Source organism: Candidatus Nomurabacteria bacterium, from assembly GCA_020847275.1.
Lineage (GTDB): Bacteria > Patescibacteriota > Minisyncoccia > Phycocordibacterales > JACOZG01 > JADLCI01.
On record JADLCI010000007.1, the window covers coordinates 269797 to 296217 of the forward strand.

30 protein-coding genes and 1 tRNA gene are annotated in these 26421 nt (G+C 46.2%); 3 read left to right on the plus strand and 28 right to left on the minus strand.

What is annotated here, in order from left to right; translation table 11 throughout:
• Positions 1-31: 31 nt before the first annotated feature.
• The 17 genes from IT398_02785 to IT398_02865 form a co-directional block, all read right to left on the minus strand.
• Positions 32-1333, minus strand: a complete 1302-nt coding sequence (locus IT398_02785; GenBank protein MCC6290966.1) for a UDP-N-acetylmuramoyl-tripeptide--D-alanyl-D-alanine ligase — start codon at positions 1331-1333, stop codon at positions 32-34.
• Positions 1314-3017: a penicillin-binding protein 2 gene (locus IT398_02790; protein MCC6290967.1), complete on the minus strand. Its 1704-nt coding sequence runs from the start codon at positions 3015-3017 to the stop codon at positions 1314-1316. The genes IT398_02785 and IT398_02790 overlap by 20 nt, the downstream gene beginning before the upstream one ends.
• Positions 3004-3321 carry a hypothetical protein gene (locus IT398_02795; protein ID MCC6290968.1) on the minus strand — a complete coding sequence of 106 codons (318 nt, stop codon included), beginning with the start codon at positions 3319-3321 and terminating at the stop codon, positions 3004-3006. Before IT398_02795 ends, IT398_02790 begins: the two co-directional genes overlap by 14 nt.
• Before the next feature lie 9 nt (positions 3322-3330).
• Positions 3331-4224 carry a 16S rRNA (cytosine(1402)-N(4))-methyltransferase RsmH gene (gene rsmH, locus IT398_02800; GenBank protein ID MCC6290969.1) on the minus strand — a complete coding sequence of 298 codons (894 nt, stop codon included), beginning with the start codon at positions 4222-4224 and terminating at the stop codon, positions 3331-3333.
• Positions 4225-4228: 4 nt separating this feature from the next.
• Positions 4229-4663 (minus strand): division/cell wall cluster transcriptional repressor MraZ, encoded by a 435-nt coding sequence (mraZ, locus tag IT398_02805; protein MCC6290970.1) that lies wholly within the window; start codon positions 4661-4663, stop codon positions 4229-4231.
• A gap of 162 nt (positions 4664-4825) precedes the next feature.
• Positions 4826-6310 (minus strand): lysine--tRNA ligase, encoded by a 1485-nt coding sequence (lysS, locus tag IT398_02810; GenBank protein ID MCC6290971.1) that lies wholly within the window; start codon positions 6308-6310, stop codon positions 4826-4828.
• Between the two features lie 4 nt (positions 6311-6314).
• The gene (gene greA / locus IT398_02815) at positions 6315-6776 is read right to left on the minus strand and encodes a transcription elongation factor GreA (GenBank protein MCC6290972.1); all 462 of its coding nucleotides are present in this window, start codon (positions 6774-6776) and stop codon (positions 6315-6317) included.
• Between the two features lie 48 nt (positions 6777-6824).
• On the minus strand, positions 6825-8447 hold the full coding sequence (locus IT398_02820) for a hypothetical protein (protein ID MCC6290973.1): 1623 nt from the start codon (positions 8445-8447) through the stop codon (positions 6825-6827).
• A gap of 243 nt (positions 8448-8690) precedes the next feature.
• Complete coding sequence (locus IT398_02825) at positions 8691-9461, minus strand: hypothetical protein (protein MCC6290974.1); 771 nt, start codon at positions 9459-9461, stop codon at positions 8691-8693.
• Positions 9436-10497, minus strand: coding sequence for a rod shape-determining protein (locus tag IT398_02830; GenBank protein ID MCC6290975.1), 1062 nt, complete (start codon positions 10495-10497; stop codon positions 9436-9438). Before IT398_02830 ends, IT398_02825 begins: the two co-directional genes overlap by 26 nt.
• 5 nt (positions 10498-10502) lie before the next feature.
• Positions 10503-11756, minus strand: coding sequence for a prolyl-tRNA synthetase (locus IT398_02835; GenBank protein ID MCC6290976.1), 1254 nt, complete (start codon positions 11754-11756; stop codon positions 10503-10505).
• Positions 11757-11809: 53 nt separating this feature from the next.
• Positions 11810-11971: a hypothetical protein gene (locus tag IT398_02840; protein ID MCC6290977.1), complete on the minus strand. Its 162-nt coding sequence runs from the start codon at positions 11969-11971 to the stop codon at positions 11810-11812.
• A 37-nt stretch (positions 11972-12008) separates the two neighbouring features.
• Positions 12009-13103 carry an RIP metalloprotease RseP gene (rseP, locus tag IT398_02845; protein MCC6290978.1) on the minus strand — a complete coding sequence of 365 codons (1095 nt, stop codon included), beginning with the start codon at positions 13101-13103 and terminating at the stop codon, positions 12009-12011.
• A 7-nt stretch (positions 13104-13110) separates the two neighbouring features.
• Entirely contained in the window at positions 13111-13668 is a 558-nt protein-coding gene (gene frr, locus IT398_02850; protein ID MCC6290979.1) for a ribosome recycling factor, read from the minus strand.
• Positions 13669-13766: 98 nt separating this feature from the next.
• A complete protein-coding gene (locus tag IT398_02855) occupies positions 13767-14501 on the minus strand; it encodes a hypothetical protein (GenBank protein ID MCC6290980.1) in 735 nt (244 codons plus the stop codon).
• 105 nt (positions 14502-14606) lie between these two features.
• Positions 14607-15239 (minus strand): hypothetical protein, encoded by a 633-nt coding sequence (locus IT398_02860; protein ID MCC6290981.1) that lies wholly within the window; start codon positions 15237-15239, stop codon positions 14607-14609.
• Positions 15205-16218, minus strand: coding sequence for a rod shape-determining protein (locus IT398_02865; GenBank protein MCC6290982.1), 1014 nt, complete (start codon positions 16216-16218; stop codon positions 15205-15207). The genes IT398_02860 and IT398_02865 overlap by 35 nt, the downstream gene beginning before the upstream one ends.
• Positions 16219-16267: 49 nt before the next feature.
• On the opposite strand from IT398_02865, the gene IT398_02870 reads away from it, so the two are divergent.
• Genes IT398_02870 through IT398_02880 form a run of 3 tightly spaced genes read left to right on the plus strand, consistent with a single transcriptional unit; the run spans position 16268 to position 19397 of the window.
• The gene (locus tag IT398_02870; protein ID MCC6290983.1) at positions 16268-18100 is read left to right on the plus strand and encodes a hypothetical protein; all 1833 of its coding nucleotides are present in this window, start codon (positions 16268-16270) and stop codon (positions 18098-18100) included.
• A 9-nt stretch (positions 18101-18109) separates the two neighbouring features.
• On the plus strand, positions 18110-18598 hold the full coding sequence (gene def, locus IT398_02875) for a peptide deformylase (protein MCC6290984.1): 489 nt from the start codon (positions 18110-18112) through the stop codon (positions 18596-18598).
• Entirely contained in the window at positions 18591-19397 is an 807-nt protein-coding gene (locus IT398_02880) for a methionyl-tRNA formyltransferase (protein MCC6290985.1), read from the plus strand. Before def ends, IT398_02880 begins: the two co-directional genes overlap by 8 nt.
• Before the next feature lie 9 nt (positions 19398-19406).
• Here IT398_02880 and IT398_02885 read toward each other — a convergent pair whose 3' ends face one another.
• The 11 genes from IT398_02885 to IT398_02935 form a co-directional block, all read right to left on the minus strand.
• A complete protein-coding gene (locus IT398_02885; GenBank protein ID MCC6290986.1) occupies positions 19407-19997 on the minus strand; it encodes a peptidylprolyl isomerase in 591 nt (196 codons plus the stop codon).
• Between the two features lie 4 nt (positions 19998-20001).
• Positions 20002-20376 (minus strand): ribosome-associated translation inhibitor RaiA, encoded by a 375-nt coding sequence (locus IT398_02890; protein MCC6290987.1) that lies wholly within the window; start codon positions 20374-20376, stop codon positions 20002-20004.
• A complete protein-coding gene (locus tag IT398_02895) occupies positions 20373-20831 on the minus strand; it encodes a hypothetical protein (protein MCC6290988.1) in 459 nt (152 codons plus the stop codon). The genes IT398_02890 and IT398_02895 overlap by 4 nt, the downstream gene beginning before the upstream one ends.
• Positions 20832-20836: 5 nt before the next feature.
• Entirely contained in the window at positions 20837-22066 is a 1230-nt protein-coding gene (locus IT398_02900) for an NAD(P)/FAD-dependent oxidoreductase (protein ID MCC6290989.1), read from the minus strand.
• 90 nt (positions 22067-22156) lie between these two features.
• On the minus strand, positions 22157-22345 hold the full coding sequence (locus IT398_02905) for a hypothetical protein (GenBank protein MCC6290990.1): 189 nt from the start codon (positions 22343-22345) through the stop codon (positions 22157-22159).
• A 90-nt stretch (positions 22346-22435) separates the two neighbouring features.
• Positions 22436-22852 carry a DUF1761 domain-containing protein gene (locus IT398_02910; protein ID MCC6290991.1) on the minus strand — a complete coding sequence of 139 codons (417 nt, stop codon included), beginning with the start codon at positions 22850-22852 and terminating at the stop codon, positions 22436-22438.
• Complete coding sequence (locus IT398_02915) at positions 22849-23229, minus strand: DoxX family protein (GenBank protein MCC6290992.1); 381 nt, start codon at positions 23227-23229, stop codon at positions 22849-22851. The genes IT398_02910 and IT398_02915 overlap by 4 nt, the downstream gene beginning before the upstream one ends.
• A gap of 324 nt (positions 23230-23553) precedes the next feature.
• Positions 23554-24783, minus strand: a complete 1230-nt coding sequence (locus IT398_02920; protein MCC6290993.1) for an MFS transporter — start codon at positions 24781-24783, stop codon at positions 23554-23556.
• A gap of 196 nt (positions 24784-24979) precedes the next feature.
• Entirely contained in the window at positions 24980-25723 is a 744-nt protein-coding gene (locus IT398_02925) for a protein serine/threonine phosphatase 2C family protein (protein ID MCC6290994.1), read from the minus strand.
• Positions 25724-25960: 237 nt separating this feature from the next.
• Positions 25961-26254 carry a hypothetical protein gene (locus tag IT398_02930; GenBank protein MCC6290995.1) on the minus strand — a complete coding sequence of 98 codons (294 nt, stop codon included), beginning with the start codon at positions 26252-26254 and terminating at the stop codon, positions 25961-25963.
• 41 nt (positions 26255-26295) lie between these two features.
• Positions 26296-26367 (minus strand) — tRNA-Asn (locus IT398_02935).
• Positions 26368-26421: the final 54 nt, after the last annotated feature.

Below are 26421 nucleotides of genomic sequence, written 5' to 3' on the forward strand. Positions count from 1 at the left end.
CAGAACCCCACTGTTCACTGAACGGTGGGGTTTATTTTTTCAACCACTCTTCTTCCTGTCTCACGAGAAGTTTACCCTTATCTTCTGGGTGAAGCATTATCTCTTCCACCGCGCGCTCCATCCGAAGTGATTGCGAACCCTTTATCAGAACGACATCGCCTTCTTGGATAAACTCTTGGAGGAACTTGCCGGCCTCACGAGCGTCTTCGAAGTGGTGTAAGACCTTTTTCCCCATTTTCTTTCTGGAAGCTTCTTCCGTGGCAAACTTCATTCGCAAGCCGACGGTCATCAATACATGGGCCACCCGTGCCGCCTGAACACCCGCTTCACGATGTGCGCTAATAGTGTGAACACCCAATTCCAGCATATCTCCCAAAACGACTATCTTCCGACCCGTCACACGAAGTTCGCTCAAGGTATTAAGAGCCGAAGCTAGAGCAACTGGTGAAGAGTTATAGGTGTCGTCAATAATTAAAGTATTTTTAACTCCAGGTAATAGCTTCATTCGGCCGGGAGGCGTTTCTAATTTCTCAATCGCCTCACTTGCCTCGATCAAATTAATTCCCTCGTTCACCGCTACGGCCGTGGCGGCAAGAAGAGCGTACAGTTGATGCTCCCCCAATACCCCAATTAGCTTGAACGGTACACTATTGCCTTGATAATCAACCCGCAAACCAAGTCCGATTGGTTGCCCGTTTTCTCCTTCACCGTAAACAAAGTACGGCTGTGAACCGCGAACTTGAGCTTTTTCTCCTAGTCCATAAGTCAAAGTGTGACATTTGAGTGTTGGGAGTAAATCTCTAATCTTTTCTTCGTCACCATTGAGAATCACCAGCCCTGATGAAACAACGCTCGCCGGTAAACGCCATTTTTCTCGAATGACTTCTTCTGAAGACTGAAAAAATTCAACGTGCACAGGGACATTCGGAAAACTCGTAACAACAACCACATCTGGTTTAAGCCATTTTACCAAACGACGCATATCACCTGGGCGATCAACGCCCGTCTCCAAGACTAACCATTCTGGATAGGGTGAACGAAAGAGGATCAGACCAACACCTTCGACCAAATTTTTCATCCAACCAAACAAACTCCACCAGGCATTGGGTAAATTGAGAATCGTGAGCGGCACACCAATCTCACTATTGAAACTCTTCTGGCTTGCGCGCACTCGATACTTTGTCGCCAAGACGGTAGCGATTACTTCCTTCGCGCCAGTTTTACCGACACTTCCCGTAATTGCTAGAATTTTGGGTCGATACTTTTTCAAAACCAGCCGCGCCTCTATCCGCAGAATGCTGGTGATAAAACCTTTAACGATCAGGCGGAACATGGTAATAGTTTAGCAAAAATTTTGTTAGAGACATAAATGGTTCGGTGAGTGTATCGGAGGCATAGCGTGCACCGCGCGGATTGACGAGATAAAACAAAACAAGGAAACGTGGATTACTTGCGGGAAAATAGCCAAAAAAAGAATGGAGAAACCGATCTGGGTCATAACCTGCTCCGTTGACCCTTGCTTGCTGCGCCGTGCCAGTCTTTGCCGCCACACGATATTGGGCCATCTTGTATTTTCCACCAACAAGAGCTGAATCAACCACCTCAACTAACATTCGAGTAATCTCCTTACTCGTTTCTGGCTTAATCACCTGACGGGTAATTTCGGGTTTTATCTCTGTGGTAATCTTGCTGTTGCGGTGCCTAACCTCACTCACGATATAAGGTTTAACTAATTTACCACCATTCCCAAGCACAGCGAGGGCTCTAGCCATTTGAATTGGTGTCACCGTAATACCCTGACCGAAGGCAACCGTCGCATATTCGATATCGCGACTACTGTTAAGGTTATTATTTAACCCGATCACCTCATTGGGTAAATCAATCCCCGTTTTTTCTGTTAAACCATAATTAATCATATAATCACGAAAACGATTACGCCCGAGTTTCTGCATTGCGAAAACGGCACCGGTATTGAGAGACTGGTTCAAGACTTCCTGCATCGGCACCACACCGCGAGCCCGACGATCGTAGTTACCAATAGTTTGGCCGTTTAATTCCAGTGTTCCCTTATCATCGTAGACCGTTTTGGCTGTTACGACACCAGCGTCAAGGGCTGCGGCCATGGTCAGGGGTTTAAAAGTGGAACCCAATTCGTAAGTCCGCTCAACTAAGGGGTTGGCGAGGTGTTCGAGAGTGGTTTGTTTGGCGTTTGGATCAAACCCGGGTGTAGCTCCGAGAGCGATTACTGCTCCGGTGGCTGGATCAAGCACAACTCCCCCGGCCAATTCTGCCCCCCATTTCTCACGCACCCCGCTCAACTCTGTTTCCAAAGTATTTTGAACCGTTGGCTCAAGCGACAAAACCAAATCAGCTTCAGTCTTATCGTCGCCACCGGTAACTGACCCTCCAAAATCGGAAAGAACTTGAGCAAGAAAGCTGACAAAGGTTTTCTCTTCTTTTTGAGAAAGAATAGCATTATAGTATTTCTCTAAACCGTAGGTGCCATCACCATCATAATTAACTAACCCTAGAACTTGGGCTGCGGTTTTTCCAGCAGGATAGAAACGCCAACGTGTTTTATAAACACCAAGACCATCCCAACTCAAACTTTGGATTTTCTTGGCCGTGCTTTCATCCAGACGGGTGGCAATTTCTTCATAAGGATCGGTTGTCTTCCCCGCTTTCTTGAAGAAGGACTCCCGTTCAATGGGAAAAAGTTCTGTAAGTTTCTGATAAACCACCTCCGCATCTTTCAGTTTGCTCGGGTTGATTGCCACGAGAAAACCATCCCGCATCGTCGCACCAGAGACCAGCCCACCATCTTGTTGTTTAAAAAAAATAGTCCCGCGGTTGGGTAGACTGTTCTGTGGCCGTTGATATTGGCGGTCCGCCTTATCTGCATAGTAGCTATTCTGAATTATTTGGAGAAAAAAAAGTCTTACAACGAGTAATACCGTAAGACAAACAACAAAAAGAGACAGGAGACGAACACGCCATGTCGGGTTAATTCCCGACATAACTCAAGACTGGCAACGGAGATGCATCAGCAAAAATAGTTTCCTTCGCCGCGTCACGAAAACCAAGTTCAATTGCTCGCTCCATTGTCACACCGCTCGCGAGGGTCAAGTATTCAGATTCAAGAGAAACCACCGCCCCTTGTTTAGCCGCCAAGATAGTCACCAACTTTTCTCGAGACACAAGAGCAAAAACAGTGCTATTAACCAAATAAAGATAGCCGACCAGAAAAGAAAGGGCGGTGAAAGCAAGGATGAAGAAGAGTCTGCGACGACGGAGAAAGATATTTAAATTTACAGCAGTCATTGTAATTTTTTAAAGTTTTTTAATGATTCTTAGTTGAGCACTACGAGAGCGCGGATTCTTGAGAACTTCTTCACGAGTAGGGCGAACAGCGTGTTTGGTCAAAAGTTCAGCATTTCTCTCTTTAACCCTTTCTCGAAAAAAATTCTTCACCAATCTTGCCTCTAAACTGTGAAAGGTGATGATGGCAAAACGGCCATTCCGGTTGAGACGAGACCAGGCTGATTCAAGGGCGGCACTCAAGCTACCGAGCTCGTCATTTACCGTGATACGCAAAGCCTGGAAAGTTTTAGTCGCTGGGTGACGACGTCCATTCTGGTAGCGAAGAGGTATGGCAGACTTAATCACCGCAACTAGTTCTTGAGTTGTCGATATTGGCGCCACCTCTCTCTCTGACACAATCGCTTTGGCAATCCGGCGAGCAAAACGCTCTTCGCCATAACCGAAAATAACATCAGCCAAACTAGTCTCTTGCCAGAAATTAACGATCTGATACGCGGTCAAAGACCCCGGAGCGGTATTGTGGCTCAAATTCATATTGAGTGGCTCATCACGCTGGAAGGAAAAACCACGATCAGACTCATCAAGCTGCTGACTCGAAAGCCCGAGGTCAGCAAGGATTGCATCCACCTTACCAATGCCAATTCCATCGATGATTTGCGTCAAATCACGGAAATTACCCTCCAGCAATGTCACCGGGCAAGGGCAGATCTTCAAATTATCTGTCGCTTCCTTAAGCGCACCGGCATCAGCATCAATTCCGATCAAATGTCCGTGACTCGCCAATTGCCGACACAGCTCACGACTGTGTCCACCACGATTAACGGTTAAATCCAGTAAAATTTCCCCCGGATGAACGTCTAATCCCGTCATCACCTCTTTTAAAAGAACTGGTTCGTGTACCATCGACCTAGAAAACCCCAATCTCACTTAGCTTCTCGGCGAGAGCATCGGCCTGCTTTTCCACACCCGCTTTGTACTTCTGCCAACGTTCCTCGTCCCAAATTTCTAGACGACTGTGAACGCCAGCAATAATCGTCCTTGTCCCGAGACCAGCAAATTTCTTGAGATGATCCGGGACCAGTACCCGTCCGATACTATCCACTTCACACTCAGAAGCACCAGCGAGCATGAAACGATTGAAGCTTCGGGTATCTGCTCGTAACATTGAGAGAGAGGCCAGTTTTTCGGAAACACGTTGCCACTCCTTAATGGTATAAACGAACAAACAATTATCTAATCCGGGCGTTATCACCACACGCCGACCCACTTCCTTACGCCATTTTGCTGGTATGGCAAGGCGCTTTTTGTCATCTAAGGTGTGTTGGTGTTCGCCGATAAGCATAACCCCGTTTTTATACATTCCCCACTTTTCTCCACTTACCTACCATTTTATCCCACCAAGCACCATTCAACAACCCCACTTATCCACAGTCGCCCATTGAGCGAAGGTACGAAAAAGCCCGAGCTATGCCCGGACTTTAAGATTTCGATCCCTATTTAAACTTCACTCCATGGGTTCAATGCCCCTTGGTTTCAGAGTTGGGAAAAGAATCACCTCTTTAATGTTCTGCGTGTCGGTAAGAAGCATGGTAAGCCGGTCAATACCGATACCCACGCCACCAGCCGGTGGCATGCCATACTCAAGTGCCTCTAGAAAATCCTCGTCAATTCTCTGCGCTTCATTATCACCGGACTCGCGATTCATTTCTTGAGCTTCGAAGCGTGCCCGCTGATCAACTGGGTCATTGAGTTCCGAGAAAGCTTTCACAATCTCCACACCACCAATAACCAGTTGAAAGGCATCCACCAACTGATTATCACTTGATTTCTTCTTAGCCAAAGGTAAATAATCAACTGGAAAATCAACTAGAAAGGTCGGCTGGATAAGTTTCGGCCGACAAACTTTTTTATAAATTACATCCATTATTTTTTCCCGACCGTCACCTGGATTAAACTTGACACCGAGTTGACTCGCCTTCAGCAGAAGTTCTTCCCGTGTTGCACTAGCGGGATCAGTAATCAGCGCATGACGCTTAAGTAAATCGTAATAACTAACAACTTTAACTGGTTTGGCTAAATCGATCTCGTCACCCGCATACTTAAACTTTAGACCACCGAAAATTTTCTTCACCACAACTTTCAATAAATTGAAAACGAATTTCTGCTGCTCGGTAGCGTTACTATAGGCCTCATACCACTCCAGCATCGTGAACTCGGGATTGTGAGTGGTGTCAATCCCCTCATTACGAAAATTGCGCGATAGACTGTAGACCTTCGGGAAACCGCCAACCAGTAATCGCTTAAGATAAAGTTCCTCTGATATGCGTAGAAACAAATCCGTGTCCAATGCCTCGTGGTGAGTAATAAAGGGTGCGGCGCTCGCACCACCAGGAATCGGCTGTAACACTGGAGTCTCAACTTCTAAAAATCCCTCTTTATCCAAAAAGCTTCGGATTTCAGAAACAATTTTAGACCTGACAAGAAAACGTTCCTTCACTTCCGGCGACATAAGGATATCCAGATAACGGCGACGAAAACGCTCCTCAACATCCTGTAAACCATGCCACTTGTCTGGTAGCGGACGGAGGCTCTTCGTCAACATCCGCCAACTCTTCACAACGAGACTTTTCTCACCACGCTTAGTGACCAAAAGAGAGCCGTGCGCCTCCACAAAATCACCAATATCTAGCGTGTCTACCATGAGCTGGAATTGCTCCTCGGCTAAATCATCCTGCCTTACCACTAGTTGTAGACGCCCCGTACCATCGTCCAGATCCATAAACATAATTGCTCCCTGACCACGAATTGCTCGGACTCTCCCCGACACACCCATCAATTTCTTCCGTTTACTTAATTTTGCGAAACTATCAAGTACCTCTCCACAGGTAAAATCACGGACCGTCTCTATTGGATAAGGGTCTAGACCCACCTCCAGTAAACGCACGACCTTCTTTTCTCGTTCAACGCGAATCTCTTCAAGTGAGGCCATCTAGCTAGTCAAGACTAATAATTTTATAAGCGACTTCGCCTCGCGGCGTATCTACCACAATCGTCTCACCACGCTTCTTGCCGATAAGGGCTCTCCCGAGTGGCGAACTACTAGATATCTTGCCGGCGTGAACATCTGTTTCCTCTGAGCCAACTAAAGTTAATTTCATTCTTGAATTGTCGGTCAATTTTTCAACCGTCAGTGTTGAACCGATCTCCACTACGGAACTATGATGGACGTTTACAATTTCCGATGTCTTTAGTAACAGCTCTAGCTGATTAATTCTGTCCTCAATTTCGGCTTGTTCCTCACGCGCGGCATGATACTCGGCATTCTCCGATAGATCGCCCAGAGACTTGGCAAATTCCAAACGCTCGGCAACTTCCTTACGACGTCCCAGTTTAAGTTCGGCCAGTTCTTTCTCTAATTCATCATGCTTCCCCTTTGTTAGGTAATCTGTGTTCATAATTGAGGTACAGTGTAGACGAAAAGCATCATAAGGTCAAACTAAGATTTAATTCTCGAAATATTCTGGCGCATGGATCTTCATCCAATCAAAAACCTGACGCATCACCGCCGTGGCACCGATCAGGTTCGTCCGTTTACCACGCTCCATCACCAGTGCGAAAGCATAGCGTGGATTCTCGTAGGGAAAGAAACCAGTAACCCAGGAGTTCACAAAATTTTTGGTTACTCCAAGTTCGGCGGTACCAGTCTTTGCAGCAATTGCCACCGACGGAATATTCAATCCAATAGCCGTACCAATCGTGACACTTCGCCTCATTCCTTCCCCCACAACTTTTAGTGACTCAGTATTAACCCCCGGAATTGTATCCCAAGTCATCACCTCGCCGGGTTGAATAGCCAGTAACCGTGGCTTTACCAATCGCCCACCATTACCAAGAGCAGATACGACACGCGCCACCTGAAGTGGTGTAACTTGAAAACCATATTGTCCAATCACTGTATGATAAGTGTTACCGAGTAACCACTCGGCACCTTCGAAGTTGGACTTTTTCCATTCTGGTGTAGGAACAGTTCCCACTGCTTCGTTGGGAAATTCACTGCCCGTATTCTCACCCAAACCGAAAAGTCTGGCATATTTGGCAATCCGTTCTATCCCTAAACCAACTTGATCCCCAAACCCACCACCAATTGTATAGAAATAGACGTCAGAAGAGACGGCTAAAGCATCGCGCATATCCGTCCAACCATGCGCCTTCCAATCTTTGAAGATTGACGGTTGCCCGGGAAAGTAGGGGTTAGGTACCACAAGTTGACCGGTACTTAATATTTTTTTACTAGGACTTATCAAATTTTCGTTCAAGGCGGCCACGGCCATAATCGGCTTTACAATAGATCCTGGCGTATAAAGACCGGCAACGGCTCGATTCAAAAATGGGAAATTCTTGTCTTGTAGATAACCATTGATTTTCGCTCTGTCAGATCCGGTAGAGAGAACATTAGAATCGTACTCCGGCATATTGGTGAGGGCTAGAATTTCACCCGTCTCCGTGTCTAGAAACACACCAGCACCACCCTCAAAACGACCCTGACTTACCAAATTAGCAATGGCGTGATGGATCTCGGACTGCAAACGAGCATCAATGGCCAGTGTTAAATTCTGACCGGACACCGGTGGCTCAAGCAAATAATCTGATTGGTTCTTCCCCGTAACATCGACCTCCTCGATCTTAGTTCCAGTCTGTCCCCGTAACCGTTCGTTAAAAATTTTCTCAACACCATCAAGACCCTTCAACTCTTCTCCGTCAATCTGGCTCACATAGCCAAGCAAATGCGCCAGACCGGGCTGTTCAATGTATAAGCGTTTACCATTATCATTCCAGGCCAAAATTTCACCAAAACGGTCCGTCAAAATTCCCCGTTCGGCAAAAATCGGGATCTGGCGCAAGGTATTGTTTTCACTTCTCGCCGCCAACGCTTCTCCACGCAAGAGTTGGAGATTAAAAGTTTGTCCGATAAAAATGAGTCCGATGAGTAAAAAGAACCCAGAAAAAAAATAAAAAGTTTTTCTCGAAACTGGGCGTTCAATATAATCCTCAAACTGTTGCTTATTGAAGGAGGGTAAATTACTGGCATCAAGAAAAATTTCATCTAGATCTAGTGTTCGTTTCATAGTCTCATTTTTGATTGTAGAGTAATGGCAAGTACAAGTAAAATAATTGTCAGTGTGGTAATCGGCAGAGCAAGTCGCCACGGTGCCACGGCGCTTGCCACGTACGAAAGATCAAAAATTAATGCGGGGACGAATGCTTGGTAAAAGTTGACCAAGAAGAGAGTACTGATACAGAAAAAAAATAGAAAAAGCCACCACGGTAACCACCAGACGGCGAAAATAAGCACGATGGCCACTGACCAATTAGTGGGTTGCCAGTTCCACATACTTCAAGCTACTTGCTTTTAATGGTTGCCGCAAAAAAACCTTCTGCTCACCGGTTGCCGGCATTGACGTAACCGCTCCCACCACGGCCACAACCCAGTCACGATCGGGACCAGAAGCCAGAGCAAGATCACCAACCTTCACGGTAGAACCAGCGGGAAGAGTAAGTGAAAAATTACCACCACCCTGTCCGCTTAAGGTAACAGGAATACGCCCGTCTCCAAGGACAACCGGCGTAATCTGCCCAGAAATTGAAAGTAATTTTACCTTACTTTTTGAACCATAAACATCTGCCACCTCGCCCAACCAAACATTGCCACCAGCAAGCACCGGATCGCCGACAACGGGTGGTCGAGTGGCATTATTCTGTCCAAGATCAATGGTCAAAACGTCAAATGGCCCACTGTTCCAGCCAACCAAGACACGAGCAATTTCCCGTTCACTTTGGCCATTCAGCTTTCGGCCCAATTCACTTCTTAACCAATCATTGTCTTTAATCAACAGTGTCCGTTCCTGTGATTCAGTCTCTAAGAGATTCACACGTTTTTTAAGAAAATTATTTTCAGCGACCAAATCATTCTGCCATAGGGCGGTAACCGAATCGCGAATAAACCAGAACGGACTTCCAATCCAAAGAGCCAAACCAGAGAGATTTCGACTAAAAAACCCCCCGGCAAACAAAACAATAGACACGAGAAAAACCAAACCCCAACCGCGATAATTTCTATTTTGGTGGTAAATGATCATCATCGTTCAACAAAATATCCTGAAACAATGTTAAATCCTCTAAAATAACACCGGTACCACGTACCACCGATGAGAGCGGGTCATCAGTAAGATGAATAGGGATCTTTAATTCCTCGGATAACAGATCACGTATGCCACCAATCAAAGACCCACCGCCAGTCACGATAATCCCCTTGTGCATCACGTCGGAAATCACTTCGGGCGGTGTGGCCTCTAGCACTTCTTTAATCCCGTCGACAAGTAGTTCTACTGAGGCACTAATCGCTTCTCGAATATCGGTGTCTGTAATAACCACCTCCTTTGGCAAGCCGGTTACCAGGTCGCGACCACGAATTGTGGCGTCCTGTGATTCCCGTTTTTTTATCACCGAACCAATCGCCATTTTCACTTCCTCTGCCGTTTTTTCACCTAACAGAATCTTAAATTCGTCACGAACATAACCCACAATATCAGCATTTAGTTTATCTCCAGCCACCCTTAGGTTTTTCGACTGGACGATACCACTAAGAGAAATGACGGCGATATCAGTCGTCCCACCACCAATATCCACCACCATGTTGCCGACGGGATCATGAATTGGTAAGCGAATTCCAATTGCGGCGGCCATCGGTTCTTCCACCACATAAACCCGACCCGCCCCAGCATTCTTAGCGGCATCGCGCACGGCACGAATTTCTACGTTTGTAATGCCGGAAGGAACACCAATCACTACGCGTGGACGAAGCCACTTCTTAGGAACAAGTGCGTTTGCCTGGCGTAAAAAATAACGGAGCATCTCTTCGGCCACCTCAAAATTGGAAATCACGCCATCAACCAACGGTCGAACAACGCTGATATGTGCCGGCGTGCGACCAGTCATCTGCTTGGCATCATTACCAATCGCCACAACACGCCCCGTCTTATCATTGATCGCAACAACGGAAGGCTCATTAATTACAATCCCCTGCCCTCTAACGTAAACAAGCGTATTGGCCGTTCCAAGATCAATGCCAATATCGTTGGAAAACAAACTGTAAAAGCGTTCGAGAATCTTGAGCATGATTTTTAATTTTGGAGAAGCTTAATCAACGCTTTCTCATCTAGAAGGTTAACTTCGCCATTTGACCTAATCTTGAGCTCATACTTTTCTTCCGCCAGTGTTTTCTCGCTTACCACCACACGATAGGGCAAACCGATCAAATCACTGTCAGCAAAATGTTCCCCCGCCTTCAGTCCCCGGTCATCAAATAAAGTTTCAACGCCCAATTTCTCTAATGTCTCGTAAAGCGTCCGCGCAGACCGCATAACCTTTTCATCCCTACTGTTCAAAACGATCAAGTAAACCATAAACGGAGCAATACTTTTGGGCCAAACTAAACCGTCCTCATCAGACAAAACTTCGGCCACGGTACCCAACAAACGACTTGGCCCAAGGCCATAACTTCCCATCCAAACTGGCTGACTTTTGCCCTCACTGTCGAGATAGTTTAGACCAATGGCGCTGGAAAAGCGCGTGCCCAGAGTAAAAATATTGCCAACCTCAATTGACTTATGTGGTACCAATTCTTCCTTCTCTAGACCAAGCTCGTTAAGCACTTCCGGTGTGGCAACCTCGAGATTAACCGCTATTTCTTTGTCTGAAGCAAGATAGATCGTATCCTCACCCGCCTCAGAAAGCGTCTGGAATTCGTGACTATACTTTGAGAAAGCGCCGCCCGAAGCAAAGGTTAAATAAGTCCTTTCCCCCAAACCAACTGCCTTAAAAATATCTTGATAAACCTTCGACACTTTTCCGTAGAACTCCTCTTGGTCGACCCGTGTCGCATGAAAAGAATAAAGATCTTTCATTAAAAATTCTCGGCCACGGATTAGTCCGCTCTTCGTCCGTGTTTCATTGCGAAATTTAGTTTGAATTTGGTAAACCGCTCGCGGCAAGTCACGATAGGATTTGATGTGCTCTTTCAATAAACTGGTAATCGGTTCTTCGTGGGTAAACCCTAATCCCAATTCGCTCTCATTCTTCAATCTTGTCTTAAACCAAACATCCACACTTTTGTCATCCCATCGCCCCGTCTTCTGCCACAAATCAGGGTTCTGTAATGCGGACATGTTAATCTCTGTCGCATTCAGTTTCTGCATCTCTGAGCGAATCAGTCGATTAATCTTTTCTAAAGTCCTCAAACCCAGAGGCAAATAATCATAAACCCCCGCCACCTCCTTCTGAACAAAGCCGGCCCGAATTAGAAGTTGAGCGTTTTTAGCAACCTCATCCTTCGGTGCTTCACGGCGCGTTTTGGTAAAAAGTTGAGACTGCAACATCGTCCCTTAGCTTAGCGCAAAAAAAGCGCGGGGTCAAAATGACCCCGCGGGCTTTATCGGCGTGGTTTTGTCAGATCCACTCGCTTGATACCACGCCTCATTAAAGCCTCCCGCCTTCGTCTCACGATGTCGGGCCAACTGATGATAGTCTTCGCAAAATCAGCATTCACAATTTCACCGATTGTCTGTGGTCCGGGCTTTGGCACAAAGATCATAAAATTCTCCTTCCATTAGCACAGTATCACAATATCCCTAGAAAAGCAAGCGGCGAATATCACCATAAGTAACCACCAGCATAAGAAGCAGGAGCAGCCCGAAACCAACCAGATTAAGAAAGTTTGCCACTTGGGGTCTGATTGGTGAACCCTTTATTTTTTCAATCAAGAGAAACAGAAGCCTCCCCCCATCAAGCGCCGGAAAAGGCACCAGATTGAGGACGGCGAGATTAATTGAAATAAATGCGGTAAAAGAAAGCAGGTAGACAAAACCGAGTAAGGCCGCATCAGAAACCAAACCAACCAATCCAACTGGGCCAGTAATGTTTGCCAGCACGCTCTCCCCTGTAAAAGACTTGGCAATTAATTGCCATAAACCAAAAACTGTGGCGATGGTCAATCTGGCGGTCATCTCGGCACCATGAATAAACGCCACAAAAAAAGATGATCTGGCAATCGTTACCTCATCCATCACGATGCCAATCGCGGCGCGATCCTGAACCAAACCATCAGCCGGTCTCAACTTAAACTCCAGTGTCGCCTCACCGCGTTGGGCTGATAATAAAATATCCTCTGTCGGATGAGCGGCGATAAAAGTGGAAACAATTTCCGGATTGGGGTCCTCAGCCATAATGCCCCGCTCGTCGGCAAGTGACAAAATCTGATCTCCCGGTTTCAAGCCTGCAAGTTCAGCTGGTGATCCGGGATTGATGCTCGTGATAATTAAACGAGCCTCGCCCTCAGACGCAAAACCACTTTGAGTTGAAACCGGCATACCAATCATGAACCCGACCGAGAGAAAAATCCACGCCAGTAGAAGATTGCAAACCACGCCTGCGACCAATACTGCGGCTTGTACCGAGCGCGACTTGCCTGTAAGACTCCGAGAACTATCACGGCCAGTGAGAGATTCCTCATCAGGATTCTCGCCAAAAATTTTTACAAAACCCCCAAAAGGCAAGAGATTGAGCGAATATGTTGTCTCACCTTTTGTAAAACTAAAGAGTCGCGGTGGAAACCCAAAACCAAATTCATCTACCCGCACCCCCGACTTCTTCGCAACAATAAAATGTCCAAACTCATGCGAGAGTATTAAGATACCCAGAACAACAATTAGAAGTAGAATCGACATCTCTTATTTAATTCATAATTTCCGCATCCTTCTTCGCCTTTAGTTTTTCCAACTTCTCATTTTCTTCAGCCACAATTTTTTGCAATTCGTCTTTCAACCGAAACTTCTCATCCTCGCTTAACTCTTTTGCCTCTTCTTTTTCTTGAATATCGTTCCAAACTTTCTCCCGTTCCTTCCTTAGGGAAACCTTGGCCTCCTCCGTTCGGTCATGAGCCAGTTTGGCCAGCAGGGCTCGTTTATCGGCTGTAAGTTCTGGAAAGGTAACTCGCAGGCCCGAGCCGTCGCTGGCGCCAGCTACTGATAGACCGAGATTCGCGGACATAATCGCACTCTCCACCGCCTTCAGTTGAGTTTTATCCCACACACTAATTCGTAGACTTCGAACATCTTCCACGGCAATTGCACTCACCTGTTTGAGTGGCACCCGTGCGCCATAGCTCTCAACCTGCACACTATCAAGCAGAGCGGGCGTGGCCCGGCCCGTTCGAATGCTGGCAAACTCGCGACTAAGCCACTCGCCAATCTCCTTCGTCTTCGTCTTAAATTGATTGAAGTTGTAGGACATGAAAATATGATAACAGAATTAGAAAGAAAAGAAAAAATTAACCCCGTCTCGCTGGCGCGAAGACGGGGTTAGAGGTTACAAGGTAGAAGCAAGAAGGCTTAGACCGAAACTGCTTCACGGGAGCGAAGGTCGTCGTCCGCATAGTCGCGATTCGTCCAATCGACGTAGAACTTGCGGTCGTCCGGGCCCCAGTACGCGTGCGGCACGAGGCCATCAGAGTGACGGGAACCAGAGCAAAGTGTGACATTCTTAATGTCCAGATGTTTGCCAGTCTCCTTGAAGTAGAAGAGTTCCCACAGCATCCGCTCCAAGAGAGTGATACCCGAAACTTTCCGCTCCGCCAGGTCATCGGCCGAGCGACCCTTCAGCTCTTGATCGGCCTCCACTCGATCACGAATCCAGATGGCATAACTCGCCGTTGGCTCGCGATCGTTCTTGGTCACCGATTTGTCCAGATCATCGATGCTTGACCAAGTGCCGAAGAGCGCGCCACATTTCTGGAAGACTTGATTGAGCTTGAGGCCCTTCGCCACCACAATCAGCCGATCAAAACCAGCTCGACGTTTAGGAATCACGATCTTACTCGTGTCCAACTTGATGCCGAACAATTCCCGGTAAAACTTCTGCCAGGCCGTCAATTGAAGTGCGGTGTTGGCCAAATCAGAAACGAAACCACTCTTGAGAACACCCACTTCGGGGAATGGATTGCGATGGTCTAGCACCGCTTGAATGATCTCTCCGTTAATTGAGCGGTCATCAATCTGTCGAAACAAGTCCTTGAGTTGCGAAGCCGTAACATCCGACCCCGCCACGACCACTTTATTAGTAGCCATGATACTGTCCTTTCCTAAATTAAGGTTCAAATCTCGGAACGCCGAGCCGTGGCTAGTACATCTAGCCTCCGACCCCGATTATACTCATTTTACAGGAGTTGTCAACTAGGTGGGCAAAACTAGCGCAATGTGTTCCAAAACTAGTTTAGTCGTGCCACTTTTATCATCAAGATAAACCCGACCCTGACGAATTTCCGCTAAGGCAAAAATTAGATCCTCTTTCATCGCCTTTACTCCAACCACTCGCGACAAATAAACCTCCAAGCCATCGAGAAACTTCAAGGCCAGACTTTTTGAATTTTCCCCTGTTTTTTCTGACCTCTTTATCAACTCGGCAATAATCTTCAAACGGGAATCAAAGCCTGCGTTTACAAACTTTTTTATTTCTGTTAAATCTTCTTTACTTTCATCCGTCTCCCGATCTGCCACCTCTAAGCGGGAGAGAAGTGTTGGTAAAAGTTGAATGCTTCGGGGAACAAGGATCACAAACATAACGCCAGTCGCCGGCTCTTCGAGGACCTTCAGAAGGGCATTCTGACCCTCTTCAGTAATTGATTCACAGTAGACGGTGAGCTCTTCCCCAGCACTTGCCCGGCTCCCCCTTTCCCGCAAAATTCTCGCCTCTTTAATACCAAGAATCGGAAAAGAAAAATCTATTCTCTCTCCCGGTAGGACGCGACCACGAACCAAGCGAGCGTGATGCTTAGTTTTTGGAAATGATGCTTTTTTTATAGACATCGAGATGCTCCAGCGCAACGCCCGTCCCGTTAACCACGCAATAAAGCGGCTCATTTGCCACACGCGCCTTCACGCCCGTCCTTCGATAGACCAACTCGGCCAGATTGGCTAGTTGCGACGAACCACCGGTCATAATAACCCCGTGATCAATGATGTCGCTCGCGAGTTCCGGTGGAGTTTCTTGGAACACATTTTTAATCGCCCGCACCATCTCCCGCAACTCAGCATCAATCGCCTTAACAATCTCATTTGTTTTTATTTCTGCCGAACGCGGTAAACCGGTCAGGAAATCTCGTCCCTTGATAACATAAACCTCCTCATTTTCTACCGGCACGGCCGAACCAATCTTTATTTTCACCTCCTCGGCAGTTTTATCACCAATCGCGAGATTAAAGGTCTTCTTAATATAATCTGCGATAGCCTGATCAATTTTATTACCAGCATATTTGACCGAAGTTGAAGCCACAATGCCACCCAGACTAATTACCGCCACATCCGTCGTTCCGCCACCAATATCACAGACCATATGCCCACGCGGTTCATAAATTGGTATGCCCGCACCAATCGCCGCCAGAATCGGTTCCTTAACCACATAAGCACTTCTCGCCCCCGCTTTCATCGCGGCCTCAATCACCGCCCGTCTCTCTGTCGAGGTTACGCCCGCAGGGACAGAAATCATCACTTCCGGCTTGAAGAGGTTAAACCGACCAATCGCCTTATTGATGTAATAACGCAACATCACCTCAGTCACCCGATAATCGGCAATGACTCCATCCTTCATCGGTCGATAAGCAGTAATGTTGTCCGGCGTTTTGCCAATCATCTCCTTAGCTTCCAGACCAACGGCCATTACCTTATTGTCTAATTCTGAAACGGCGACGACTGACGGTTCATTCAAGACAATCCCCTGCCCGGGGATAAAGACGAGCGTGTTGGCCGTGCCCAAATCAATCCCTAATTTCTTAACGAAGAAACTCATATTCGTCATTGTATGGCTTTTCCTCTCTTTTTACAATATAGTAAAAACGATGAAAATCGTCACCGTCATTCCGATTACCCGAGGTATTTTCCGTGACAACCTGACTTATTTCAGCGCTCAAGAGATTGCGGTCGGTGATCTAGTCAGTGTACCCGTCCGCCAGAAGATGACCGCCGCACTTGTTGTCAAAATTGATTCTCTCACCGAAGCAAAAACTAGCTTAAAAAAAGCAGACTTCAGCATCAAGAAAATTAACCAGATTAAGACTCGACAGTTTCTCTCACCCGAGTTGGTGGAAACCGCGAACGAGCTCGCAGACTACTTTGCTGCCCCGATTGGCCAAATCTTAAAATCTCTTCTGCCTAAAATAATTTTTGAAAAACAAAAAAGTTTAGGAAATACAATTAAAAAAATGACTCGTGAAATCAGTGGTGAGAAACTTGTTATCCAAGACACGGACGAGGAAAGACTGTCTTATTACCGTGGTTTGATTCGGGAATCTTTCGCCAGGAACCAGTCAGTCTTTGTCTGCGAACCGACATTGTCTGACTTGCTCGCATCCGCACCCAGCCTAGAGAAAGGGATCGAACATTACACCGTTCGGCTACACAGTAAGCTGGGGGCAAAAAATCTAAGAGAAAACTGGACAAAAGCGTTGACCGAAGACCACCCCCTTCTGGTTATTGCCACACCACCATTTCTATCTTTAACAAGAAACGACCTCGGACTAGTGATCCTGGACCGAGAAAACTCCGCGAACTACCACACCCTGTCTCGACCCTTCGTCGATTATCGAATTTTCGTAGAAAAATTGACCAGCAAGCGCGGACAAAAACTGCTCGTGGGAGATATTCTTCTGCGGCCAGAGACCATGTGGCGGACGGAAAGAAACGAACTGGTACCGGTTAGAACACCCAAGCAACGTCTCACCGACAACGTAAAGATGAAGCTGGTCAGTGTTTCGGGCGATGTCATCTGGTGTGAGGAAACAAAAGATCTAATCGAAAAGACAGCCAAGGAAAAGATTTTCCTGCTGGCTAATCGACGAGGCGTAGCGCCGATCATTGTTTGTGATGACTGTGGTGAGGCTGTACTTTGTGGCAACTGCGAATCACCACTCGTTTTACATAAGGAGAATGTTTTCCGTTGTCACCATTGCGGCGAGACACGAACCGCAGAGGAAAAGTGCCGACGATGTCAGAGTTGGCGTCTGCGCCCTCTCGGCACCGGGATTGAACGGGTCGCCAGAGAATTAAAGCTACTCGTTCCTAATCGCGCCATTTTTCAGATTGACAGTGATCAAACAAAAAGCCCTAAGTCGGCGGAATCAGTCTCAAAAAAATTCCATGCTACATCGGGAGCGATCCTGGTCGGCACGGAGATGGCATTACGTTATCTTGATGAAAAAGTTACGCACAGTGTAGTGATAACGGTTGACTCAATGCTCGCTTTACCAGATTTCAGAATCAACGAAAAAGTTTTCATCCTCCTCGCTCGTCTACGGGGAATGACGAGTAAAGAAATGCTAATCCAAACCAGACAAAGCGAGAATGAAACGCTAACCGAAATTGCGCACGGACAACTTCTGGAATTCTACCGTCGAGAAATTGCTGAGAGAGAACAGTTTGACTACCCGCCATTCAAAATTTTCATTAAAATTACACACCCTGGAAATGACTCGACACTGCGAGCCACTTTCAAAAAAATGGAAAAAATACTTCTAAAGTGGTCTCCCGCCACCTACCCCAGTCTGCACGGAGATGAACTAAACCTCCTAATAAAAATCCCGCCGGAAGATTGGCCAAAACTCGACCTAGTCGCCTGGCTAAAGAAGCTCCCGCCCAGTTTTAAAGTTAGCATTAATCCAGAAAGTGTGTTATAAATTAAGTTCATGGCTGAAATTATACAGAGAGACAATCCCCTGCTTAGACAAGTGGCAAAGCAGGTGGCGGAAAAGGAATTCGGTACGATAGAACTAAAAAAAATCCTAGAAGAAATGGTAGAAACTCTAACGGCCGAACCGGACGGAATTGCTCTCGCCGCTCCACAAATCGGGATTTCTAAGCGAATCTTCATTGTAAAAATGCCAGAAGAAAAAAATCTTGTCTTCATCAATCCGATCATCACAAAACTTTCAAAGAAAAAGGAACCCTTAGAGGAAGGTTGCCTCTCCGTTCGCTGGCTCTACGGGCAAGTCGACCGCGCAGAAAAAGCAAGCGTGGAAGCCTACGACCAAAATGGTCAGAAATTTACCAGACACGGTACGGGGTTAATGGCACAAATATTTCAACACGAAATTGACCACCTAAACGGCGAACTTTTCATCGACAAAGCTCAAAATTTAGAAGAATTCAGACCAGAAAATCGCCCTAATGATTAAATTTGCCTTCTTTGGCACCGACGAATTTGCGGTTGCGATTTTGGAAAATTTAAAGTCCAGGAAATTACCCCCCTCTGTCATTGTAACCATGCCAGACAAGCCCCGCGGACGGAAACTTTTTCTGACACCCACACCCGTCAAAACTTGGGCCGAAAAAAATAAAATTCCGTTCACAACAGATAATCCTCAGGGCAATTTTGACTTATTTGTCGTGGCCTCTTACGGCAAAATTATAAAGAAAGAAGTCCTCGGTTTGCCGAGATTTGGTGCACTCAATATCCATCCATCACTCTTACCAAAATATCGTGGTCCCTCGCCAATTCAGACGGCGATCTTGAATGATGATGAAGAGACTGGGGTTTCTATTATGCTACTAGACGAAGAAATGGACCACGGTCCAATTTTGTCCCAAAAAATGATCACCGCAAAAGGCAAAAGTTACACAGAACTAAGGGGCGAACTGGCGACGCTTGGCGCAGAGATGCTCGCCGAAGTAATGCCAAGGTGGATTGCTGGTGAGATTAAGACCGAACCACAAATCCACAGCGAAGCGACGTTTACTAAAAAGATTGAAAAATCGGATGGAGAAATAAACCTAAACGATGACCCGGAATCTAATTTCCAAAAATTCCGCGCCTATTCCCCCTGGCCCAGTATCTATTTTTTTGACTCCAAGAATCGTCGCATTAAAATCACAGATGCCACTCTAGAAAACGGGATCTTTATCATAAGAAAGGTTGTTCCGGAGGGCAAGGCAGAAATGCTTTGGGATGATTGGAAACGAGGCTTGGGAAATTAGCCCAGTGATTCACTTCACCTCGATCGCTTCAATCTTTACATCTTCCAGTGGGTGGGCATTTTCATTAACCTTAGTTAGTTCTATTTTGTCTACTACCTCCATCCCAGAAATAACCCGACCAAAAGCAGTATGCTTACCATCAAGCCAGTCCGTCGCCGGAGCGGTGATAATAAAAAATTGAGAACCGTTTGTGTTTGGGCCAGCGTTCGCCATCGCAATAATACCACGAACTAGTTTCTGATCATTAAACTCATCAGCAAACTGATATCCCGGTCCGCCCGTACCATGAACACCCCAGTTGTTTGGGGAAGATTTTGTCAGAGGATCGCCACCCTGAATCATAAAGCCCTTAATCACACGATGAAAAAGGGTATCATTATAAAAACCTTTTTTTGCGAGGGTCACAAAATTTTCCACGGTCTTCGGCGCTTTTTCAGGAAATAATTCAAGAGTGATACTGCCATAATTAGTTTGCAGTGTAATTATCGGATTCTCTTTAGAGGTTGGTAATGGGTCCCTATCAACTGAGTAGTTATTGTGCCACACCCAAATAGCTAAAACAACCACGGCGAAGACAACAAACTTTAGATTTTTATTCATCGCTCTATTTCCTCCAGGGATTGATGCCCCTCAACATGTCCTTAATTTTCCGACCACCTCGACGTAAAAGCGTATGCCTTTTTTCACTCGAATTCTTCACCTCGCCAATCACCCCATCTTTAACGATCTCGATCGCGGCATAAAGATCCTCAGCCGTGTGATCAAAGTAGAAATGTTGGCCACTGGAATGAAGATTGATCTCGGCCCGAAAAATGTCTCCATGTTTATGGTGTTGAGTTGTTTTACCGACCTCAATCTCGGCCCGAGCATTACCGCCCCGAGAACCTAAAAACTTTTCCACTTGAGAAAATTTCTCATGGAGATGGGACTCGATTGCCGGCGTCAATTCCATGCCGGTCACCTTAATATTCATTTTCATAAACTAATTATAGCAATAACCGCGATAATTAGTAAAATCTGAAGAAGTGGCCCAAAAACTGGTCTACTGTCTAAGCGTAAGTCGCTGTGAATCCAGATATGGAAAGACTGGAGCCAACGCAAGGGTCGCCAACGAAGTTTGAAGTAAGCAAACTGGAGAAAGTCAGGAAAGATTGCTCCGGCGGCAGCCCAAAAGGAAAGCTGAAAAATATAAACGAATATAAATCCAATCAGAATATCCAAAGTAATCTTAGCAATGTCGTGTTTAAAATATTTTGACGAAATATTCATATCGACATCTAGAGCCGCACCAATCTTGGCACCCAACGGATAGTCCCAGTGCGGAATAGCATCAAGAATAAAGTGAGAAAGAAAACCGGCGGAAAAAGCCAGGGACGGATTACCGATTACTTGACCAATCGCACCACCTACTACCGCATGAGTGACAAGAATCATATTGTCTATTTAAACTCAACCTGCCCGTCAGGATTACAAACAGGACAAGATTCGGATAGTACTCTGGTCTTACCAAAAGCCAACAAAGCCTTGTGCATAGGCAAAATGGAATAAAAATACCTAAAATCAGCTAGGCGACGAAAACACCAGCCAAGCCAACCATAGATGGTTAGGTGGCCGAGGGATGTGGCGGCCCAACCAGGACCAACAGGAACTGAGGTAAATGGTTTCTCGGGTCTATATTTCGGCAATAATTTCCCATTGACCAGACTGGAAATCGCACGAGCAACATATCGGCCGTTACTTACTGCAGTTTGGGCCATACCGGGATACAGCATCGCCGCCGAATCGCCAATCACAAAAACATTGGGATAATTTTTGACTCGCAAAGTTTCATCAACGATAACTCTCCCCTTTTTATCAAACTCCAACCCGATTACGCCCGCAAGCAGAGAATTATTCTTCACGCCAGCAGTCCAAATTATCGTTTTCGCCTGAATCGACATGTCCTTCAGTTTAATCTCTCCCACTTCCTCACTCATCAGAGTCCGATTCAAAAATATATTGACTCCCAGACCGTGTAGTCTAACCTTAACTTGCTCGGAAATACTTGGCGATAAAATAGGCAAAAGCCGTGGCGCGGCCTCGATTAAATCAATTGTAATAAGTGTGGGGTCCAGTCCATGTTTCTGGGCCAAAACCTTACTGTAAACAGCCAGTTCCCCCGCTAATTCCACACCAGAAGCGCCACCACCAACCACCACCAAGTGGCTACCGCAAACCTTAGACTCGTTATCCTGCTCTGACGCACAAGTGTGGAAAAGTTCGTGCAGGTGATGTTTCAAACGTAGCGCTTCTGAAATTGATTTGAAGCCAAAGGAGAATTCCGGCAAACCGCCGATACCAAAATAACTTGTCTCACTACCAAGAGCGATGACCAGGTAGTCAAAACTATATCTCGAACCAGACTCGCCACTCAAAACTTTTCCAGCTAAATCAATCCTATTTACCCGATCACGCAATATATCAACTGGCGTATTAAGAAAGATTTCCCTAAGTGGGACACAAACCTGCAGCGGAGAACGTCCAGTGACAACACGATAGAGCGCCGCATGATATTCAAAGTGCGGCAAATCGCTGATCAATTGAATCCTTACGTCGGGTAAATTCTGCTTCGCTAAATCAAGGGCGGCCCTGATGCCGCCAAATCCACCGCCCAGAATCACGATTTTCATTTTTTTATTATAGCAAGAGAAAGCCGCTTCCGTATATTCGAGTGAATATCGTGAAGCGGCCCGAGATTGGGGAAAAAACTTTGTCTCTGTTCAACATTGTCCGCGCCTTCCTTTTTGAAACTCCGCCCAAGCTGATTCAAAGATTTCTTGTGCCCTCACTTCGTCCGACGGAATATCCCTCGGATTAAAGGGCAGTCCATACAACTTCCGCATAATCGCCTCTCCCTGTCTCGTCAAACCAGCACGTTGGGCCGCCTCAACAAACTCTTTTTCACTCATTCTAATCACCTCCTTTCGGTGTATTTGAGAGAGAAGAGCTAATACCACTTCCAGTTTAACTCCAATAGAGGTTACGTCAAGGCTGAGGCATTATTTCCAGAGTTGTAATAGTAATCCGAAAATGATGAAAAGGACTAGCTGGTATCCCGCTTGAATGAGAAAACGAGCCCACTTCTGTTTGGATGGTTCGCTGGTCCACATCGCACACCCAGCAACAGTTGGCATGATAAATGCCGCCCAAACCAAGAAACTCACTGATATTCCGCTAAAAGCATTAGCATTATTCACCAGAATCGCCAACACTAATACCTGAAACAGGGTTAGGAAAAACTGCACCACATACAATGGGCCAGCACTTTTTTGCATCTGCCTTCTTGTTTCTAAATCTACTTCGCTAGCACCAACAATCTCAAGCCATTTTTTCCCAAAAAGTGGCCCATACCAAATTGCGCCAACAACCATGGACAAAACCGCACCAACCAAAACGGCTAAATAGTTGACTGTCATTTGTTTATCTCGGCGTCTCTCTGTAATCTCTTAAACGACCAGTAAGAAATGACAACCAGAATTATCGCAATGATCGATCCCGAGTATTTTTCCGGTCCCTGATAGCTAAACAGATGTGACGACAAGGCGCCGGCAAAATCAATTACTAGTCCAGCATAAGCCCATTCGCGTAAGAATTTCACTCTACCCTGCCAAATTCCCAAGATCCCAGCAATCTTGGCGACGCCCAATATGAAGAGTAAATATTCTGGATAACCCAAACTTGTGATTGTGTCTAAGGCCTCCTTACTTCCCGATAATTCCAGGTATGCCGCCACAAGCACCATCACAGACAATAATATTGTCGAAAGATAGTATGTTATCTTTGTTTTTTTCATAAATTAAAATAGACAACCCAACCAATAAAGAGAACCAGGATTACATACCACGCTGTCCAGCCCTTGGTTAGAGGCATAAATCTTTTAAAGAACTTCATATTATTCCAATAATTTCTATTCCCGAACCAAGTAATATAGCCAGCGATCAAACTGTCGGCCAATAAGACCCAAAATATTATTTGTACGATGGTCATAGACTAGATTATACTATCTTCTTATTGTCATTCAAATCTCCTGACGATGGAAAAGGGTAAGGTCTGCCTGAAAGATAAAAAATCGGCGGACCCAATGTGGATACGCCGATTGGCAGATTTACCGCCATATTTACTTATCAATCTCGTTGATGCCGGGAAGGAACGGAGTCGCCACAGCAATCACGAGCAGACTAACACCACTCGTTAACAGTACTACTGGACAGCCCCAATACTTGGCCGACAAACCAATCAAGAACGGCCCCAGCATCATCGCACTGAAAAAGAAAAACAGCGCGATACCAAGGACTCGACCAATAAACCGTGGACTGGCCAAATGCATCACCGCTCCCCGTAGAGGCGAGAAGCTAAGCATAAAACCGAAACCCGACCAGAACACGAGAGGGATTCCCAGCCACAAGGAACTAGTGTGGGCAAACCCAACCAAACAACTGCCGGTGAGCAAGCAACCACCAACCACGGAAGATTTGACCGAGAATCTCTTCAGCCAAAACACGGCAACAAATGAACCGAGAAAACCACCAAGCCCACTTGCCACCCCAAACCAACTGTATATCTTGTGATAATCCCCAACAAACATTTCCTTCGCGACGACCGCTAAGATTGTGTTGTAGGAAAAGCCAAAGATACAGATGGACGCGGAGAGAACGATGCAAAGTTGCAGGTTCGGCTTCTCAAATACGTGTCGGAAACCCTCTTTCGCCAAATCCCAAACTTTGACTTGGCTATTTGCAACCGACGCCTTCTCGCCGAGATGCTCGAAACTCATCTTCATCAGCGCCAGAATCACTGCGGCAAATGAGAGCCCGTTGATAGTGAAGCTCCAGCCGTACCCAATCGTCAGGACAAGTGGCCCAGCTAGACCGGGTCCAACAATGTTCGCCAGATTGTAGAGCGAGTTGAAGGCGGCACCGGCTGATATAACGTTTCTCCCGTCTAGAACGGCCTCCTTGATAATCGCGTTCCGCGCTGGACCATCGAAAGCACTGATAGCTCCCATCAGTAGGGCCAAGACACAGATCCACCAAACCGTGATCATATTGGTCGCGACCAACAAGGCCAAGGCGAAAGACTGTAACATTCCCAAAATCGATGTGATCTTGAGAACCCGACTCTTATCCCAACGGTCAATGTAGATACCCGTGACAAGGACGGTTGCCGCCCCGGGCAAGAAATTAAGGGCCCAGACCAAACCCACCCAGAAAACAGCATCGGCGGGCCGAGACTTAGTCAACTCTATAATCAACAGACTAAGCACGGCCGACTGCAACATTGTCCCCGTCAGTGAGACCAACTGTCCCCCAAGATACCAACGCATATTGCGCTCACGCAAAAGTTCCATGCCGAAATCCTCCTATGTAGAGATTGTGAAAGATCTTTTTTCACCCGAAACCCACGGTTTCAAGTCTGTCCATAACTTAGCACACTATAATTATAATGTCAAGTTATATAACGAACTGCAGTTACTCAAACCTTTTTGGCAATTATAAAGAAAAACCGCCCCTCAGCGGTTTTTCGTTGAGTAGGCGGTTTGTAATTTAGTCGTGTTGAAATTCGACAACAACAATCGTTAAATTGTCGCCACCATCTTTCAGATTGACCTCAGTGTGAAGGAGCTCTAGAAAGTCCTCGGCTGATTGAGCACGACGAGACAAATCGAGAACTGTGTTGTTATCTACCTTGTCAAATAAGCCATCGGTCGCCGCAACCAAAAACCGATCCCCTCTTTCGATCTTACGAACACCCACAAAAGGACGGTCACTGTGACCACCGGGCTTGAGGTCGTAATCGCCAAAGGCCCGAGTTATCATGATGCCGCGCCCACCATAGCGCATGTATGGTGGAGCGAGATCCGCACCTTTTTTGAGAACTCTCGCACACTCCACCTTGTTGGTAATACGATGGTCCACTGTAAGTTGCGTGAGGTTTTCACCGACAACCACGATTCGACAGTCACCAACATTGGCAAAGAAAATTTCACTTTCGGTAATGAAGAAATTCGCGGCGCAGGCCCCGGTCTTCAACTTTATGTCCCTCGTCTCTTTGGCCAGGTGATAGTAGGCGGAACGTAAGGCTCCGATAGGGGCAAGACGCTCAAGTGCATTCCTGAATAAATCTGGAATTTTTGTACAAGCCATACTAGCAATGAGGGGGCCACCATGGCCATCATAGACACCACCAAAAGCTAGACCATGCTCACCAAATGGCACCGCAATCGTGTGACGATCCTCCATGCCTGTTCGGCGGCGTTTTTCTGACAAATCAATTGCTTTTAATTTCACGAGAAGCCTCCTTATGGCAAAGATGTTTAGATCCGTTTCTTACAAGGTACACTACCTACAGACAATCATAAAGAATTTTATTTGTCAATGAGTGGCCCACAAAGGATCATCTGGTGAAAAAGACCCCGTCGCATATTGCGACGGGGTCTCGAAGCGCAGACTGTCATTGAGTCTACAAATGATAGTCTGCCCGTGTTCCATCATCCCTCTGATCCCAGCCCGCTAGTCACCGTTACCTTAAAAATAAAACCACACTAGCAAGGTCAGGGTAACTCCTATCAAGGCAAACACACTTGCTCTTTTTTTACCAACAGCAACTATATTTTTAACTGAATCAGCCACTTCTATCCTTGTACCCCCTGGAACGTCATCGTCCATCAGCCATATTGAAGCGGTGGCGAACAAGTAATACACCATTAGCAGGGTAACCCCTAATTTCCAATTTACAAACAAAACCACCAATCCTACCAATCCAAAAAATCCTCCTAAAAAACGAGAAATGTAATCGATTTTCTTTTTCAAGTTATTCATAATCAAAAGAATATCATCTTTTTAAGTAAAATTAGCCTCGGCTCCGCGGGTAGGATTCGAACCTACGACCAATCGCTTAACAGGCGATCGCTCTACCACTGAGCTACCGCGGAATGATTCCTTAAGGAATACGGCTTTAATTTAACAAAAATGAAAGAATTAAACAA

Bases quoted from the DNA above. Each gene is read 5' to 3' on its own strand.
- IT398_02785 (MCC6290966.1), bottom strand. From the start codon at position 1,333: ATGTTCCGCCTGATCGTTAAAGGTTTTATCACCAGCATTCTGCGGATA.
- IT398_02790 (MCC6290967.1), bottom strand. From the start codon at position 3,017: ATGTCGGGAATTAACCCGACATGGCGTGTTCGTCTCCTGTCTCTTTTT.
- IT398_02795 (MCC6290968.1), bottom strand. From the start codon at position 3,321: ATGACTGCTGTAAATTTAAATATCTTTCTCCGTCGTCGCAGACTCTTC.
- rsmH (MCC6290969.1), bottom strand. From the start codon at position 4,224: ATGGTACACGAACCAGTTCTTTTAAAAGAGGTGATGACGGGATTAGAC.
- mraZ (MCC6290970.1), bottom strand. From the start codon at position 4,663: ATGCTTATCGGCGAACACCAACACACCTTAGATGACAAAAAGCGCCTT.
- lysS (MCC6290971.1), bottom strand. From the start codon at position 6,310: ATGGCCTCACTTGAAGAGATTCGCGTTGAACGAGAAAAGAAGGTCGTG.
- greA (MCC6290972.1), bottom strand. From the start codon at position 6,776: ATGAACACAGATTACCTAACAAAGGGGAAGCATGATGAATTAGAGAAA.
- IT398_02820 (MCC6290973.1), bottom strand. From the start codon at position 8,447: ATGAAACGAACACTAGATCTAGATGAAATTTTTCTTGATGCCAGTAAT.
- IT398_02825 (MCC6290974.1), bottom strand. From the start codon at position 9,461: ATGATGATCATTTACCACCAAAATAGAAATTATCGCGGTTGGGGTTTG.
- IT398_02830 (MCC6290975.1), bottom strand. From the start codon at position 10,497: ATGCTCAAGATTCTCGAACGCTTTTACAGTTTGTTTTCCAACGATATT.
- IT398_02835 (MCC6290976.1), bottom strand. From the start codon at position 11,756: ATGTTGCAGTCTCAACTTTTTACCAAAACGCGCCGTGAAGCACCGAAG.
- IT398_02840 (MCC6290977.1), bottom strand. From the start codon at position 11,971: ATGATCTTTGTGCCAAAGCCCGGACCACAGACAATCGGTGAAATTGTG.
- rseP (MCC6290978.1), bottom strand. From the start codon at position 13,103: ATGTCGATTCTACTTCTAATTGTTGTTCTGGGTATCTTAATACTCTCG.
- frr (MCC6290979.1), bottom strand. From the start codon at position 13,668: ATGTCCTACAACTTCAATCAATTTAAGACGAAGACGAAGGAGATTGGC.
- IT398_02855 (MCC6290980.1), bottom strand. From the start codon at position 14,501: ATGGCTACTAATAAAGTGGTCGTGGCGGGGTCGGATGTTACGGCTTCG.
- IT398_02860 (MCC6290981.1), bottom strand. From the start codon at position 15,239: ATGTCTATAAAAAAAGCATCATTTCCAAAAACTAAGCATCACGCTCGC.
- IT398_02865 (MCC6290982.1), bottom strand. From the start codon at position 16,218: ATGAGTTTCTTCGTTAAGAAATTAGGGATTGATTTGGGCACGGCCAAC.
- IT398_02870 (MCC6290983.1), top strand. From the start codon at position 16,268: ATGAAAATCGTCACCGTCATTCCGATTACCCGAGGTATTTTCCGTGAC.
- def (MCC6290984.1), top strand. From the start codon at position 18,110: ATGGCTGAAATTATACAGAGAGACAATCCCCTGCTTAGACAAGTGGCA.
- IT398_02880 (MCC6290985.1), top strand. From the start codon at position 18,591: ATGATTAAATTTGCCTTCTTTGGCACCGACGAATTTGCGGTTGCGATT.
- IT398_02885 (MCC6290986.1), bottom strand. From the start codon at position 19,997: ATGAATAAAAATCTAAAGTTTGTTGTCTTCGCCGTGGTTGTTTTAGCT.
- IT398_02890 (MCC6290987.1), bottom strand. From the start codon at position 20,376: ATGAAAATGAATATTAAGGTGACCGGCATGGAATTGACGCCGGCAATC.
- IT398_02895 (MCC6290988.1), bottom strand. From the start codon at position 20,831: ATGATTCTTGTCACTCATGCGGTAGTAGGTGGTGCGATTGGTCAAGTA.
- IT398_02900 (MCC6290989.1), bottom strand. From the start codon at position 22,066: ATGAAAATCGTGATTCTGGGCGGTGGATTTGGCGGCATCAGGGCCGCC.
- IT398_02905 (MCC6290990.1), bottom strand. From the start codon at position 22,345: ATGAGTGAAAAAGAGTTTGTTGAGGCGGCCCAACGTGCTGGTTTGACG.
- IT398_02910 (MCC6290991.1), bottom strand. From the start codon at position 22,852: ATGACAGTCAACTATTTAGCCGTTTTGGTTGGTGCGGTTTTGTCCATG.
- IT398_02915 (MCC6290992.1), bottom strand. From the start codon at position 23,229: ATGAAAAAAACAAAGATAACATACTATCTTTCGACAATATTATTGTCT.
- IT398_02920 (MCC6290993.1), bottom strand. From the start codon at position 24,783: ATGGAACTTTTGCGTGAGCGCAATATGCGTTGGTATCTTGGGGGACAG.
- IT398_02930 (MCC6290995.1), bottom strand. From the start codon at position 26,254: ATGAATAACTTGAAAAAGAAAATCGATTACATTTCTCGTTTTTTAGGA.